This is a genomic window from Nitrospirota bacterium (assembly GCA_016180645.1).
GTDB lineage: Bacteria > JACPQY01 > JACPQY01 > JACPQY01 > JACPQY01 > JACPAV01.
This window is the reverse complement of the sequence record JACPAV010000011.1, coordinates 1-14,845: the sequence shown is the minus strand read 5'-3', so window position 1 is coordinate 14,845 and position 14,845 is coordinate 1. Positions and strand designations below refer to the sequence as shown.

Below are 14,845 nucleotides of genomic sequence, written 5' to 3'. Positions count from 1 at the left end.
GATGTAAGTCACATGGGACTTGCCCGTGGGTTATCTGGACTTTCGTCCTGTGTACCACTACTATTAGCGTCGCAATTCGGGGCGTGGCGCAGTGGTAGCGTACCTGAATGGGGTTCAGGTGGTCCGCGGTTCAAATCCGCGCGCCCCGACTAAATACGCCAGTGGCATCAACTATGCCGTTGGTAGATCGGCATTTCCCAAACGGCCTATTTCGAGTTGTTCCGGGTCGGTCCGGGTTGGTTCGGGCTATTCGGGAAAAACCTGCGTCAAAGTTGCGGCAATTTCAGGGTTGGTCAGGCGGCGTGCTTCATCCGTCGTTGACTAAACTTCTCCTGCATAGACTGCCAGAGCGGGCTTTTCTCCAAGTCCTTTCTCATAGCATTCTCCCGCTCAAGCAAATCGAGGCCTTGATATTGACGCTCTATTTCCTGCCGTGCGTCGCGCATGAATTCTACTGCTTTGAACGGCTTACTCATTTTCATATTGAGCAACCTCCCTGGGCGTTCGGATCTCGATGAGACCATAACCCTCGGCCACATTGACCGCGTTCACCTAATGTACTTCTTCGCCAAGTCTCTCACCTCCGCGGTGTGTCATTGCATCAACGAAAGATCTGACTCCAGGAGCGGTCCGATAGAGCAGAAGGAGCCGCCTCTCTCCTAGCCTCCGGGGTCGATTCAATCACCCGTGAACGGGTTACGTGGTACGTTGGCAACGTCACCGACTGGGAAAGACTGCGGGATGGAGCGTGGCGTCTTCGGATCGGGCACGAATGTTCGCTCCGTATCATGGTCGAGAAGAGTGAGGCTCACTTGGCGGATTTGTGCGTTGGCCAGCAAGCGGGACGATAGCTCCGCCGAATCCGATGCGAATTGAAGATCAGAGAGGCCTTCCGACAGGAGGTCATTTCTCCTCAGAAGAAGCTCGTCGAGAAAAGAACCGGACACGCTTTCGCTCCCCCGGAGGTCGAGGACAATAGTCTTGCCTCTCAGATCGGACACCTTCTCTCGAACCTTTTGGATCACCTCACGCGCCCTGTCCCTGGTGAGGGTTTTCGGAGCAAGCTCTTCAACTTTCAGCCAGATTCTTTGGTCCATCTAGACCTTGGCCTTGAATTCAAGCTCAATCTGAACGCCGGACAATGCGCTTCTCATATTCCCATGCAGCATTCTATCACCGACGATGGTCATGAAACCATCCCCGGATGTGATTCGGAGGGTGCCGCCTACGGCCTGGGTCGCTTCTCTCACGTTATAGAGTCCCATGCCGCCTTCGTGCTTGGACGTGACCAAGGGCTCGAAAGCTTTGACAATACATTCGGCATCCGTTCTGCTCGCTAGATCGCCATATTTTTCAAGAGCTGCAAGACTCTGCTTGATCCCTATCCCCCAGTCACCCAAGGCAACAACCAGTTTTTCCGTTTGGGGGTAATACTGAGCCGTGAGAACGGCGCGACCACGCTTCGCATGCTGCACAAAATTATCGACGAGTTCGACCACGATTTCACAGATCGCACCTACGGGGAGACGGGGGCTGTTGGCGATGACCAAGGATCGAAGCTTGGCTTCCACATCCTCGGCCGTGTTGCGGTCCGGATCGAGTTCGATGATGTCGTTGAGAGACGTCCAGCGACCAATGCTGGGGAAATCCCTTGTGGTGTCAGGTTCCGGGACGTTGAATCGATCAAAGAATTTGACCCGTGAAAGGTAAGAGAGGGCGCGAGAATTTGTCGGAGAGTTCACGGCTATTAGGTGGGCTCGGCTTCGGTGGTATCTCAGGAACAATCCTATGTAGACGGTCCCAAACGGTTCGAAGAAGTCGATTCTGGACAGGTCGAGCGTGGGAGATTTCCCGTACGGGTTGGCGCGCATGCAGATTTCACCAACTGTCCAGAAGCCAAGACTGGTCACGCTTTCCTAGTGCCAGACTTTCGGGCAGGTTTCAAGATAATGGCCATAGGGGTTTTCCGCACCTGACGGCTGGAGGGAAATCCCGCGCCGCTACCGCAGGTCAGATGGATTCGTTTTCCGGAACCCTCGAAGGATTCAGTCGGGTCTCAACTCCGGCCCGGAGCGCAAACCCATGACAGTGTATCAGTACGTCAACAAGAGACCTGAACCTAATGCGCTATTGACCTTTTTCGGTTGCAGTCGCACAATTCAGATGGGAAGTCCACTAGGGCCCAAAACACCATGGAAGGATAGCCTGTGAGGATCGAAGCAAGGAAGGAAAACTGCAAGGACGATGTCACCCCGGCTATTTCGGTATATCGAGATCAAGCCTATGGATTCGCCGGGAAGATTCTCTCGGAGCTAGCTCACTTCCCGGAAAAACCTCCACCTCTAACCGCAGATGCGGCAACTCGACTGAACGCCGCCGCAGGAACTGCATTGAGCGCAACTTCAAGTCTGTGCATTCAGGGTTATTCACATGTCGCTCCCGTGATCGTACGGAATATGCTGGAAATAGCTCTTGGCTGGAAATTCATCTCCGAAGAAGATCACGCCTTCCGGGCGTTCAAGTTCTTGTCCTTCGAGATTCTACATCTGGCCAAAGAAAAGGGCGATGATGCCGTCGCGAAGGAATTCCTCGATGAATTCTTGAGCCGAATGGGAGGGGCTAGGGACAGATCTCGGGCTGTAGAGTTGGCAAAATCCTTCAATCTCGGAACGAGACCGAGCGGAAAGACCTTCAATTGGAAGTATTGGTTTGCGACCGAAGATACTGACCCGAGAGGGCCATCCGCCCTAGTCAGTCGTTTTTCACGAAGCGCAGAACAATCCTTGAAACTCTACGGAATATTATCCAGGGCGTCCCACGGCACTTTTGGTGGTCAAGCCATGTTCCAAGACGATGGCGGGCGAGTCGTATTGGGGCCTTTGTGCAATCCTCACGGTGCAAATCTGTGGACACTCCAAGCTACGTCTGCCTATCTCGCTCTTGCCAGTTCGATTGCGAGTTTCTTCGGGTGGTCATGGTCAACGGAAGTTGGTGCACTGGGTGCCGCGGGTAGTGTGTTGATGGAAGGCCTCAGAAACGGGCGGTTGGGGAAATACGTGGAAGAATAGTCCCGGCGTATCTACAGGGGCATGGGAGCAAATCTAATTTTCATCAGTTGCGGACAACGCACCGAGGAGGAGAAGAAAATCGGGGCGCGGATAAAAGAGTACATCGACGGTATCGAGGGATACGAAGGGTATTTTGCTGAGAAAGTCAGCTCCCTCCACGGCCTGACGGAAAGCATCCTCGCCAAACTCCAGGAGTGTTCCGGGTGTGTTGCAGTCATGCATTCTCGTGGAATTGTCCGTCAAAACGGTGAATCCGAACACTTCCGTTCATCAATCTGGATCAACCAAGAGATTGCGATACTAGCCTATAGAACCATTGTCGACGGTGATGAAATCCCTATTCTCGTATTCAGTGATCCACAGGTACGGATCGAAGGCATCATGAAGTATCTACATCTGAACCCCAAGACGACTGAAAGGGCCGATGCCATGATCAAGGAGATTGGGACATGGCTGAAAACGCAATCGTTTCCGGTCCGACGGCTGGACGAATGTCATGACCTCCAATCAGGTGGAACGAGCAGGGGGCACGACGGCACGCGCCATGCCGTTTACGTGAAACTAGGCGTAAGGAATCGCACCCGAAAGGAAGCGAGATTCCCGCACGCTGTTTTCGAACCATGCGAGGGATACGCTATCAACAATAGCGGCGTGGATGGGAACGGCACGTGGAATCTCGAACCTGAGCCGGGGAACCGATGCGCCTTTAAGGGTGGCGCGAACGATATCGTCCATCGGGATGAACCACTGTGGGTAGCTCGCATTGCCGTCGGAATCAAGGAGCCGGACAGGGCAATGAAGCCATTGATCGTGAAGTACAGGATTCGCGCTCAAGGGTTTGACGTTGCTGACGGAGAGATTCAGGTGCCTCAGACTGAGATTGTCAAATTCATCGATGAACGAATGCTGCGGCGTACAGGGTAATCAGAGGATTCTTTCAGGGATGCACTGGCGACTCCTGTGACCCTTTTCTGTACACTTCGACCCCGAAATATGGGGTGGAATTCCGCAAACTTCAGCAACCTGCCGAAATCACGCGGAATGAGACTACCAGACGGACGCTTGAGAAACCTGAAGGAAATACCTGCGTCAAAACAGCGACAAAACGATTCTCGGCCAGCTAACCCCATGATTCAACGGAGTATTTTCGCCTGAATTTCTTCATGGGGTTCAGGTGGTCCGCGGTTCACCCCACGGGGGCCATGAGAGGCAAGCGATGTTGATTTGCATGGAATCCGCGCGCCCCGACCACGGATGGTCTGCACCCGAAGCCCCGAGCGAGCCAGGATGGTGAGCAGCGGTCAATGCGGAGCGGTGCGACCAGCCATGGATGGTGCGGTACTCGCCGCAATCCGCCGAGCGTGATGCGAGGCCCAGGAAACGGCGAGTGCCACGGATGGTCTGCACCCGAAGCCCCGAGCGAGCCAGGATGGTGAGCAGCGGTCAATGCGGAGCGGTGCGACCAGCCACGGACGGAGCGGCACTCGCCGCATCAACGCCAGAATTTCCAAGTCAGGATCTCGGCGCTTTCGGCGCAACCGTAGTAGTCGCGGATCTGGTGCTTCTCGCCCAATCCGTCGACAGCCGTCCCCCGGAATCGGCCGCACTTTTGGTGGTACTTCCCGATCGGGCCTAGATTCACGAGTTTCCCGCCTTCAGGATAGAAGGTGATATCCACCAGCCCCTCCTGGTCGGATGCACGCCAAGGTTTCATCAAGTCGCGGGCGTCGTTCTCGAAATGGACTTCCGGAGCCGGCCACAGCGCCTTGCCCACCCATAAGCAGTTCTCGGACCAGTAGGGATCGGGTTTTTGAGGGCTGTGAGCCAGGTCCAGCCCGACCAGCCGACCCGCGGCGTCAAAGCCGGCGAAGTTGAACCAACGATAGCTCAGTCGGGTCGCTCCGCCCGGATGAATCTTGACCTCGTCCAAATTGGCCACGTCGCGGTTCGGATTGAAATCAATGCGCCGACCGTCAATATCCAGCGAACCTTCGATCGGCATTTGTGCCTTGTGGTTGTAGATGAAGCCGCCCTTGGCCACCGGAGATAGCAGCACGAGCGGCTGCGTTTGGCGGAGATCCTCGTGCCAGACCAGTTCGCCTCGGACCTCCGGTTTGTTTCCTTCGGCAAGGATGTCGAGTTTGACGCGGTGGAATCCCTCCTCCAGTCGGTGAACGATTTCGACGTGGAAATCTCGACCATGGAATTCAGTGACATCGCTCCAAGTCGAATTCGCGACTCGCACGCGGTTTCGACGCGCGGGGCGATCGTGGGAGAAATATTCGCCGGTTTGACGGTTGTGGCCATAGACGACGGCGAGAGACGCGAGTCTGGCATCCATGACGATCAGTCCCAAGTACCAATCGGGGTGCGCCATGCCTGCACCCACCCACTCAATCAAGAGTGGGGGAGTCGGCCAACTTGCCCCCAGTCCCTTCAAGAGGCGTGAGTCCAGCAGGTTCATGTGGCGCGGCGGTTCCGTGAACCGGCCGAATTGAATCAGACCATCCTCGACGATTCGGGTTGGAGCCGATTCAGGGATGGCTCGGGCGCCTTGAGTCGGTGGGAATGTGAAGTTTGAAGAACGGGGGCCTATCACCTGAATGAGCCTATCATGATTTGTCCGGCACAACTCCCTTGATACATCCAGCGCGGCGACGACTCCGAACTCGATCGGGAGTGGGGAGTAGACAGGCCCGCCGCATTCGGGAATTTGCACGAGAGGCTTGCTGGGGTAAATTGCGGGTGAATGGACACGAATCGGGTGCGACGGACGTATTCCGTTTTCGCGCGTCTTTACAACATCTGGGGTTGGATGGTGGCCCGGCACGCGCACCGCAAGGCCCTCGAATTGGCCGGGATCCGAGAAGGGGAGCGTCTTGTGGAGGTGGCGGTGGGAACCGGCCTCATGTTCTCCAAGGCCGCCGTGCTCAACCGATCGGGATTGAACGTCGGGCTGGATCTGACTCCTTCCATGCTGGTGCAGGCGAGGAATCGGCTTCACTCGGCGGGCACGGATGGAGCGATCTTCGGGGTAGCGAACATGCTGGCCATCCCGCTCAGGCCCGCCGTGTTCGATCTCATTCTGAATATTTTCGTGCTCGATCTCCTGCGACCGGAGGATATCGCCGCTTCCCTTGCGGAATGCCACCGAGTCCTCCGCGTGGGCGGACGGATCGTGGTCGTGGACCGGGTGAAAGCGGAGACCTGGTATCACAAACTGTTCGAATGGTTCTACCGCCTGTTTCCGAGCTTGTGGGGGGGCGGACGCGGGACTTCGGTTGGTCCCGCGCTGGCCGCCGCCGGATTCCAAGAGATCCGGACTGAGCGAGCGGACCATTGGTCGTTTCCGGTGGAGGTGATTCGCGCGTTCAGGCCGCGGGGCGAGATCTCGTAGGGTTCTTTCTCAGCGGTCGAACCGTGAGATTGTTCCAGGAATCAGTTGTGCGGCTGTTTTACGGTATTGGGTGGGAAGATGGCTGTTGCGTGAACCGGAGGTTGACGGGTGGGGCGCCGGGAACGTGCCGGCTGAGGAAGCTGAAAAGAGCCTTCCATTTGGCTTGCGCGTTTGAGCGCCAGAGCATCGCGTTGAAGCCGTGGATTTCGCCGGGGTAGATGTGCAGTTCGCTGGAGCCACCACGGGCTTGAATCGCGGCGTGGAGGCGGCGGGAGTCGTCCAGCAGGGGATCGGCGGTGCCGACGGGGATGAAGAACGGGGGCAACGGGCGTGAGCCGTCCGGGGGCGGCTCGGTGAAACGCCGCAGAGGATGGGCGAGTGGGGCCAATTCCGGCGCATCGCCCACGTAGGCGTCAGCACACCACTGGAGTTCGCCTTTGATGGCCCAGGACATTTTTCTAGCCTTGTCCGGATTGCGCCAGAAGCGAGGAATGTCATTCAGATCATGGATGCCGTAGATCGGAAGGACCGCGCGGATGTTGGGTTGGCGATCGAAAGCGGCCCGCGCGAAGGCCTCCTCGCGGCGGTGTGTGATGATGTAGGCGAGGGCTGCCGTGAGGTTCCCTCCGGCCGATTCACCGGCGATGACGAGCTGATCCGGATCGGCTCCGTACTCGCGGGCGTGATCGAGAATCCAGAGGAGGGCGGTGCAGACGTCTTCGATGGCAGCCGGGTACCGATGAATGGGTGCGAGCCGATAATTGACGTTGAAGACGACGTATTTTTGTGAGGAGAAGACAAGCGCGAAGATCTGGTGGGTGCTCTTGGAGCAAACGGTGAACCCGCCGCCGTGGATGTACATCAGCGTGGGCAGGGGCTTGTCGGACCTGGGACGGTAGACATCGAGCCGGTGCGCGGAATTTCCCGAACCGGAGTAGGGAATATCCCGGATCAGATCGACGCCATACCGATTTGGATTGGCCTCGGGGTGGAGCCGGTAGCCGACCCACGCGAGAACGCGAGTGAACCAATCAATCAATTTGTGGAGGACGAACAGGAGCCAGTGCTTGATCGTCATGACGGGGTGGGAGTTTAACACGAGTCGATTTCCTTCGCACCGTCACCGCGGGGGTCGGCTTTTCGGTTGGCATCAGGGTGGGTATACTCGCACCATGGCTCGCAAGGTCGTTCACAACGGTCGGGGACTCCGGAAGGTGCCGCGCAGCGCCATTCTGGAGATTCGCGACCGTATCGTGCGGAACTTCAATCCCATCAAGGTGATCCTTTTCGGATCGTATGCCTATGGCAGACCGACAGTGGACAGCGACGTGGATATTCTGGTCATCATGAACAGCCGCAAGCGGCCTTCGCGTAGGCGATATGAGGCGTACAAGGCATGTGACATTCCGTTCACCCCAATGGACATTCTTGTTTTGACCCCGGGGGAGGTCCGGAAGCGTCTAAAGTGGTTCGATCCCTTCCTCGACGAAGTTCTTGCGAAGGGGCAAATTCTATATGAAAAACGGCAGTAAGTACCAGGCTTGGGTCAGCAAGGCCGAGGCCGATTTCAAGGCTGCGGCGAAATTGGTGTCCTTGCGTCAAAAAGGGATGCCTGACATTGTTTGTTTCCACGCGCAGCAGTGCGTTGAGAAATATCTCAAGGGGTTCCTGACGCTGCACAATATCATGTTTCCGAAGACACACGATCTTCGGGAGCTGCTGGACCTGGCGTCCGGCATCGATCCCTTGGTGCAGGTCGTCAGGGATGCTGCCATCGGCCTAAATGTTTATGCGGTGACCGTGCGCTATCCCGGTGATGAAGCGACGCCTGCGGAGGCGAGGGCCGCCGTGAAGACCATGAAGAAGCTCCGGGCGTTTCTCAGAAAGAAACTGGGATCGCGAAGATAGGGTATTCGAGTGGGGAAAGCGGGCGGCCTATCGCCAAGATCGGCCGACGCCATACTGAAGGATCCAACGCTCTGCGAGATGGGTCGAATCCAGTTCATCGTCTCCAAAGGAGCGAAGAAGCGTCAGGTACTTTAGCTGCGACGTCAGTTCCCAATTATCTTTGAAGCGCACCCGAAATCCGAGATGGGCGGTGGAGGGACCGAGGCCGTTTCCGGCGCCTCCTGAGAAGAGCGCCAGCCCTGCCCCCAGGAATACATCCAGGCGGGAAAGGCTTACGAGATAGAGGTTCAATCCCGCCGGCGCCGAAAGGCCCGGGAAAGGGAGAGAAAACGCCGTGTCCTCCTCCTGCCGGCGGTCACGGGTGTCGGCATATCTCAAGTAGTAGACTTCGGTGAATAGCTCCAAAGGCTGGAATCCCCTCCCTCCCAATGTGAGCCAGCCCTGATTGAACTGGGTTTCCGGAGTTCGCCTCCCGGGATCCTTATGCTTTACGGTGACCCCCCCTAGAATGGATACTCGGTAGCGATTCCACGAGGGTCCACATTCCGATTCCAGGCGAACGCTCGAGATCTCCTGCTTGCCGGAATCCGAGCGATCCTCCTTCAGTTCGTACAGGCCCCCGCCTTTGTGATCCAACCAGGCGCCAACGACTCCGCCGGCGTAAATGGATTCCAGGAGGGCGGGGCCATACACCTCCCTGCGCAGACGGATGGTGCCCAAGACGCGTCCATCTTGCAGGATATCGATCGTCGAATCCTCGTGGCGTTCGAAGACAAGACAGGTACCCGGCTCTGCCGGCGCGCCGTTGACCCGGAGGGCTGCACCTTCAGGCAAACCATGAATCGCGAAATAGTCGCGATTGCCGCGAATGAGCCCTGCGCACGAAAAGTGGGCATGGGTCAGGAGGACAAAGGGAAGAACCCACCGCTTCATCAGTTCCGGCGGAAGGGGATGGAGGGATCGACGGGAGTGTACGGTTCCGAATTGAGGGGTTTCGAGGAGAAGAGGTCGTACATGGGGGGGGCGAGTTGGTCGTAACGGCTGATCGGGGCCACACCGAGGATGAGGCCCATCGTGCGATGGAAGGAGGGGATCGAGTAGTGGACGTGGGACGTGTGGCCTCGTTTCACGTGCGGACCGACGACAACGCACGGTCCGCGGTGGGAGTCGATGTGGTCGGCTTGGCCCTGCGTGTCGTCGTTGAAGATGAATACGACGGTTTCATTCCAGAACGGGCTTCGGCTGATGGCTTCTACAACTTGGCCTGTCGCGAGGTCGTTGTCTGAGACCATCGATTCGGGCGAAGGCTTGCCCGGCTCCGTCCTGTTGGTCACGTCATTGGGAAGCCAGAGGATCACGAAAGCGGGGAAGATCCCTTCATTCAGTTCGCGGATGAACTCAGCCGCTTTATCCACGTCGCGCACCTGCAAACTCCACGTGGGGTAGTTGAGATCGATACTCGTGCGGTACGATCCGAAGAAATCGGAGAGGGTGCCGGTCACTTCGCCGTACATTCGGAATCTCAGGCCGGCATCGGCCAGCGCGTCCAGGAGCAACCGGTCTGACGGTCGGGCGGCGGGGTCCGCGCCGGGGACGAAAAAGGCGCCTCCGTCGGGCCGGCCCCACATGGCCGGGGCGTTTTTCTCCGCGAAATCGTTCATCCAGCCTTGCGAGATCCACGTGTGGGCCTGGAGGGCCTGTTCGCCGGGGACGTAGCAGTTGTCGAGGTTGGCGAAGCGGCTCGCGAGGGCGTGGAGATTGGGCGTGACCGTTTCGCCGTAGCGAACGAGGGAGGGATCGGTTCGCGCCGGTTCGGGCATGTCCCCCAGGACGGAATCGTACGTCTTGTTCTCGTGCACGACATAGACGACGTGGCGGAGGGGGGACGGCTGACCCTCGCTGAGAGGGACGGGGCCATCCAGATTTGTGCACGAGTCGCCGATGGGGAAGGCGGCTTCGGCTCGGCTCGCGTTGCGGCGGACTATTTCGGTTAGTGCCGGAAGTTCGGAATCGGAGGGCCGATCGAGAATCGACACCGATCCACGCTGGATGGCGCCGACAAACTCCCGGCCGACATTGGGGCGGGCGACGGCCGATTTCATGTTGGCAACGACAAGCCGGCCCGCGGAGGCGGCCAGCGCGGTTGGGTAGTGACCGACCGGAATCCGGCCGAGGAGGGTGCGCTGTGCGGCATCGATAACGGCGATCGCGTTGTCGCCTGCCGTGGCCGCGTAAACACGGGTTCCGTCGGCCGAGACGGCAACATCCACCGGTGTGATTCCCAGGGGATCGGTGCCGTTCCATTTCAATGAAATCGTTGCCGCAACGGTTTGGGTTGCCGTATCAACCACGCTGACGTCGTCCGAATCGCTGTTTGCAACGTACAGGAGATTTCCGTCGGGATTGAGCGCCACGCCCTCGGGATGTTTTCCGACCTCAACGCGGCCCAAGGTGCGTTTTTCCCGGAGATCGAGAATGGCAATGGAGGAATCGCCCCAGTTCGACACGTAGGCGCGGGAACCGTCGGGCGAGACCGCGATGTCCAACGGGTAGGCCCATGTTTCCAAGTCGGCTATCTTTTCGATCCGTTCCGTGTCGATTAGCGTTACCGTGTGTTTGAGCATGCGTGACACGAGCAGCGTCCGGCCGTCGGGCGTAGCGGCCAATCCTGCCGGGTAGTTTTCGATCGGGATGACCCATGAACGTTCGAAGTTTCCGTTGTAGGCGACCACCTCACCCCCTGCACCCGTAGCGGCGTAGAGTTCCAGCCCGTTCGGATTGAAGACAATGCCGGAGAAAAGATTGGGTTCGGCGAGCGTGGTGATGATTCGGCCGGAGTCAATCTCGATGATCCGAATACTTTGATCAACGGGATTAGCGAGTGTCAGATCCCGCGCCCCGGCATGCGTCACCGCCGCGAATCTTCCATCGGGAGAAACAGCGAGATTGACGGGCATCGTGCCTACTTCAACTTGATCGCCAATTGGACTCAGGAGGCGTCCGGTGAAGGTCTTGAAGATACCCAGCTCGATCTCGCCGGGGGGAGCTTGGGCGATCTCGGAAGGGGTGGGCACGCGGCAGGGGCTTTCGCTTGTGCAGCCGAGGAGGCCAACCACAGCCGTGGCGAGGAGTGGGAGACGTTTCATGGTCGAAGTGGCGCGCCCAATGCACCTGAGACCAGAGGGCCGAATTGGGCGATGAAAGCGTTGAGGGAGGAGAGTGAGGCCGGCCGCAGACCGGATTCATCTTCCAAATAAAGGAAACCCCCAAGCGTGGGGTCAGGGAAGGGGAGGTACGGCAGGGAACTTGGGATACCGTCTGCCTCGATTGAAGGAAACTTGAAGGCCGAGAAAATTGGATCGGTGAAGTGGGGCGCGTCCACGAGCGTCTCGCCACCGCCGCAAATCAGATCGCCGCTGCCGGGAAAATAAGCCGATGTCCCGATGACGGCGCCGGCGAGCGCGGCGGGACATTCCCATTCGAGCAGGAAATTGATCTCGTCCGGTGGACGGTCCGAGCGGGCGAGCGGAAGGAAGGAACGGAGATTGAGCGGGTTTGAGAGGAGGGCGTAGACGTCGAGGCCGATGTCCCGGTTGAGTCCTCCAACGAAAAGGGCCTGCACGATTTGGGTGTCCAGTACCGTCAGGTCCGCCGGAATGGGAAGGAGGCCCGTTTTCAGGAAAGCCGTCACCGCGAACGCGAGCATCGGCGCGAGATCGGACTTCATGGAAAGTTGGACGGGATCATGTTGACGGAGATGGCCGGCGGTCTTTTTGAGTGACGCGTCCAGTTCGGCGGGGAGGGTGACCTGGATCGATTTCGGTCCCGACCCGATGACGAGCGTGTTCCCCAAGGCGGCCGAGCGACGGTGAATGCCGAAGGGGCGCTTGACGGGATCGTCCGCTTCTTCGAGTTTCACCCGGAGGATGTCTTGGATCTCTTGTGTTTGCCGGAGGAGGTTTTCCCGGAGACGGAGGTGGGCCTCCCCACCGTCCGGGGTTCCGTTTTGATCGAGGTCGAGCGCGCTTGGAGTCAGGAAGCCTGGGTAGTCGGGTCGAGTGACAAGAAAAACGAACAGATTCAGGAGTCCCGCAAGCCCGGTGTCCTCCTGTCCTTCGCGCGCCTCATCGAGGGCGCGGAGGATCGTCTGGTTGGCGAAGGAGAAGAGTCCTGCGTAGTCCGTCTTGAGATCCTGGGAGAGGACCAGGCGAAACGCGCCCGAGAAGAAGGATGCGCCGATGCCGGCCATGCGTGCGTCGGAGGCGCGCCATTCGCCGCCGAGATCGGCGATCTCTTTGCCGTTCAGTTTGAAAGGGAGGCGCTCGAAGGAGAGGAGGGTCCCAGGTGACTCGGCCGCCACCGCGAGGTCCACCTCCGTCTCCGTCATCAGAGTCGAGAGTTGATGGAATGTACCCACGAGGAATCCATGGAAGGCATCGTTTTCATCTCGAGTCGGCCGCGGCGGCGTGGTGGCGCGAAGAGGGGCAAGAAACAGGGGGGGCGATGACTTCGGGTGCGATTCATTCCCACCGAGCGCGAGCATCCCGATCCAGTTCCCCAGATCGAAAAGCCAGAGGAATCGGGAGAGTCCGCGGCCGAGTTTTGCGCCGGCATGGCCGGGTTCCGCCGCGAGGACTGCGTCGAACGCTTCTTCAGCTTGGCTTGGAATTCCGCGTTCCAGAAGCCGAGTGCCACGTTTGAGCGCCGGTTCGGACTGTGCGGCATCGTCATTACATGAGGTCAAGGCAGTCGCTACGAAAAGCAGGGGAATCGCGAAGCACCGCTTCCACTCGGATTTCATCGGACCTCGCAATTCTGATTCACCGGGGCGGGTTCCATCGAGGGGTGGACGTTCTGCGGGAAGCAGAGGGGGCCGGAGGTCCGGCCTGGGTTTTGAAAGTTAGTGCGATCTCGGTGGGCGACCCGGCCTGCCTCGGCCGTTGCCTCCCAGTCGCCCATTCGAAAGAGCCTTCTGAAGCAGGAGATTGTTGGCCTTCAGGAGTTTCGTATTGGTTCTAAACAATTCCGTGTTGGTCTTGAGCAACTCGGTGTGAGTGTGGAGGATTTCAGTCTGCTGCCGTTGGGTTTTCAGAATTCCTTCCAAGACACGCGTCAGCATCAAGAATGTCCGGACCATCTCCTTGCGATCTTCGGCGGCTTGTCGGCGGTCTTCAGCCGCGAGTGTACGGTCCTCCCGGCCCTCTCGAATGAAAGCGCGGATATCTTCTGAGAGCGATTGTGCCCACGGGGGCATGACGGCGTCGCCATCGACCATGACGGAAACTGTAACCCTTCCATGGAGGGATTTCAACCTCGCTCCGAGGGGGATCGGACCAGGGAGGGAGAGGGAGAGATTCCCTTTTTCGTGACTCCCCGTGGCCGGCCGGCGAGAAGGGGGAAGATGAATCTCCTCTTTTCTGGTTCAGGAAGCGCGGTGCATCCGGGTGGGAATCTTGAATGTCTTGATCCAGGATGAGAGTTGCGAGCGGTCGACTTTCAATGCCCGGGCCACGGCTCAACACATAGGCGTTTCGGACGGCATTTTCGAGCTCGCGCACGTTGCCCGGCCAGGCGTATCCCGCGAGCAGGCGGAGGGCCCCGCGGGAGATCGACTTCACCGGTCCCGTCTCCATCTGCGGAACCGCTTCCACGAAGAACCGGGCCAGCGTTTGGATGTCCTCTCTCCGTTCGCGCAGGGGAGGGATTTCGATTCGAAAGACATGGAGTCTATGGTACAGGTCTTCCCTGAATTGTCCCGTTTTGACCGCCTGTTTCAGTTCGCGGTTTGTGGCCGAAACGACTCTCACGTCGATTTTCACCTCGCGGTCCGAGCCGATCCGGCGCACGGAGCCTTCCTGGAGAACCCGGAGGAGTTTGGCCTGCAAGGGGAGGGGAATATCGCCGATTTCATCGAGAAACAACGTTCCACCGCCCGCGGCTTCGAAGAGGCCGACCTTGTCCCGGTTGGCTATCGTGTCGATACTTCGGCTGCTCCTCTTGGACCAGGAGATCGAGTTGTCGGCGGGCGGTTTCGAGTTCCGTATCCCGTTCGCCTATCGTTTCCCGAAGCCGCCCGACGGCCTTTTCAAGGTCGCGGTTCAACTCTTCGATTTTTCCTTCCGACTCGCGCAACGTATCGACCTCCGGGGAGGCGATGGGGACCCGTGAAACTCCTGTGGTCGCGCCCGGCCGGATTTCGGCGGCGCCTGCATGAAGTAGCGCCCCTCCCGAGAAACCACCCTTCCTCCCCGAATCCCGTCGCGGGATCTTCAATACACTGAGATCGACTTTTGCCATTCTTTGAAAGGCTTATGTTGGTCATCATGCGTAGGGGAGGGTCTTCAGACCCTCCCGACAAGAGGGAGCATCTGAAGATGGTCCCCTACGAATCGGCATTCTGTCAGAGGCTCTAAGATCGACTTTTGCCATTCTTTGAAAGGTTTATGTTGGTCATTATGCGTAGGGGAGGGTC

The 14,845-nt window shown here is 58.5% G+C and carries 16 protein-coding genes and 1 tRNA gene; 7 read left to right on the top strand and 10 right to left on the bottom strand.

Features of this window, described 5'->3' with window-relative positions; all coding sequences use genetic code 11:
• Positions 1-77: 77 nt before the first annotated feature.
• Positions 78-149, top strand: a tRNA-Pro gene (locus HYT87_08255).
• 144 nt (positions 150-293) lie between these two features.
• Here the strand turns inward: HYT87_08255 and HYT87_08250 are convergent.
• The 3 genes from HYT87_08250 to HYT87_08240 all read right to left on the bottom strand — a co-directional run bounded on the left by HYT87_08250 (position 294) and on the right by HYT87_08240 (position 1,910).
• Positions 294-482 (bottom strand): hypothetical protein, encoded by a 189-nt coding sequence (locus tag HYT87_08250; GenBank protein MBI2059747.1) that lies wholly within the window; start codon positions 480-482, stop codon positions 294-296.
• A 195-nt stretch (positions 483-677) separates the two neighbouring features.
• The gene (locus HYT87_08245; GenBank protein MBI2059746.1) at positions 678-1,097 is read right to left on the bottom strand and encodes a DUF4325 domain-containing protein; all 420 of its coding nucleotides are present in this window, start codon (positions 1,095-1,097) and stop codon (positions 678-680) included.
• On the bottom strand, positions 1,098-1,910 hold the full coding sequence (locus HYT87_08240; GenBank protein MBI2059745.1) for a sensor histidine kinase: 813 nt from the start codon (positions 1,908-1,910) through the stop codon (positions 1,098-1,100).
• A 297-nt stretch (positions 1,911-2,207) separates the two neighbouring features.
• On the opposite strand from HYT87_08240, the gene HYT87_08235 reads away from it, so the two are divergent.
• Both HYT87_08235 and HYT87_08230 read left to right on the top strand, forming a co-directional pair.
• Positions 2,208-3,068, top strand: a complete 861-nt coding sequence (locus HYT87_08235; protein ID MBI2059744.1) for a hypothetical protein — start codon at positions 2,208-2,210, stop codon at positions 3,066-3,068.
• Positions 3,069-3,089: 21 nt separating this feature from the next.
• Positions 3,090-3,992: a hypothetical protein gene (locus HYT87_08230; protein MBI2059743.1), complete on the top strand. Its 903-nt coding sequence runs from the start codon at positions 3,090-3,092 to the stop codon at positions 3,990-3,992.
• 568 nt (positions 3,993-4,560) lie between these two features.
• On the opposite strand, the gene HYT87_08225 is transcribed toward HYT87_08230, so the two are convergent.
• Positions 4,561-5,667 carry a DUF2804 family protein gene (locus HYT87_08225; protein ID MBI2059742.1) on the bottom strand — a complete coding sequence of 369 codons (1,107 nt, stop codon included), beginning with the start codon at positions 5,665-5,667 and terminating at the stop codon, positions 4,561-4,563.
• Between the two features lie 150 nt (positions 5,668-5,817).
• On the opposite strand from HYT87_08225, the gene HYT87_08220 reads away from it, so the two are divergent.
• Positions 5,818-6,465, top strand: coding sequence for a methyltransferase domain-containing protein (locus HYT87_08220; protein ID MBI2059741.1), 648 nt, complete (start codon positions 5,818-5,820; stop codon positions 6,463-6,465).
• 58 nt (positions 6,466-6,523) lie between these two features.
• On the opposite strand, the gene HYT87_08215 is transcribed toward HYT87_08220, so the two are convergent.
• Positions 6,524-7,564, bottom strand: coding sequence for an alpha/beta hydrolase (locus HYT87_08215; protein ID MBI2059740.1), 1,041 nt, complete (start codon positions 7,562-7,564; stop codon positions 6,524-6,526).
• A 73-nt stretch (positions 7,565-7,637) separates the two neighbouring features.
• Between HYT87_08215 and HYT87_08210 the strand changes: the two genes are divergently transcribed.
• Positions 7,638-7,997 (top strand): nucleotidyltransferase domain-containing protein, encoded by a 360-nt coding sequence (locus tag HYT87_08210; protein MBI2059739.1) that lies wholly within the window; start codon positions 7,638-7,640, stop codon positions 7,995-7,997.
• Entirely contained in the window at positions 7,981-8,373 is a 393-nt protein-coding gene (locus HYT87_08205; GenBank protein ID MBI2059738.1) for a HEPN domain-containing protein, read from the top strand. Before HYT87_08210 ends, HYT87_08205 begins: the two co-directional genes overlap by 17 nt.
• Before the next feature lie 27 nt (positions 8,374-8,400).
• Here HYT87_08205 and HYT87_08200 read toward each other — a convergent pair whose 3' ends face one another.
• The 5 genes from HYT87_08200 to HYT87_08180 form a co-directional block, all read right to left on the bottom strand.
• On the bottom strand, positions 8,401-9,306 hold the full coding sequence (locus HYT87_08200; protein ID MBI2059737.1) for a hypothetical protein: 906 nt from the start codon (positions 9,304-9,306) through the stop codon (positions 8,401-8,403).
• Positions 9,306-11,519 carry a bifunctional YncE family protein/alkaline phosphatase family protein gene (locus HYT87_08195; GenBank protein MBI2059736.1) on the bottom strand — a complete coding sequence of 738 codons (2,214 nt, stop codon included), beginning with the start codon at positions 11,517-11,519 and terminating at the stop codon, positions 9,306-9,308. The genes HYT87_08200 and HYT87_08195 overlap by 1 nt, the downstream gene beginning before the upstream one ends.
• Positions 11,516-13,174 (bottom strand): hypothetical protein, encoded by a 1,659-nt coding sequence (locus tag HYT87_08190; GenBank protein ID MBI2059735.1) that lies wholly within the window; start codon positions 13,172-13,174, stop codon positions 11,516-11,518. Before HYT87_08190 ends, HYT87_08195 begins: the two co-directional genes overlap by 4 nt.
• 99 nt (positions 13,175-13,273) lie before the next feature.
• Positions 13,274-13,510 (bottom strand): hypothetical protein, encoded by a 237-nt coding sequence (locus HYT87_08185; protein ID MBI2059734.1) that lies wholly within the window; start codon positions 13,508-13,510, stop codon positions 13,274-13,276.
• Positions 13,511-13,544: 34 nt separating this feature from the next.
• On the bottom strand, positions 13,545-14,417 hold the full coding sequence (locus HYT87_08180; protein MBI2059733.1) for a sigma-54-dependent Fis family transcriptional regulator: 873 nt from the start codon (positions 14,415-14,417) through the stop codon (positions 13,545-13,547).
• Here HYT87_08180 and HYT87_08175 point away from each other — a divergent pair.
• Positions 14,329-14,541, top strand: coding sequence for a hypothetical protein (locus HYT87_08175; protein MBI2059732.1), 213 nt, complete (start codon positions 14,329-14,331; stop codon positions 14,539-14,541). The genes HYT87_08180 and HYT87_08175 overlap by 89 nt on opposite strands.
• Positions 14,542-14,845 lie beyond the last annotated feature (304 nt).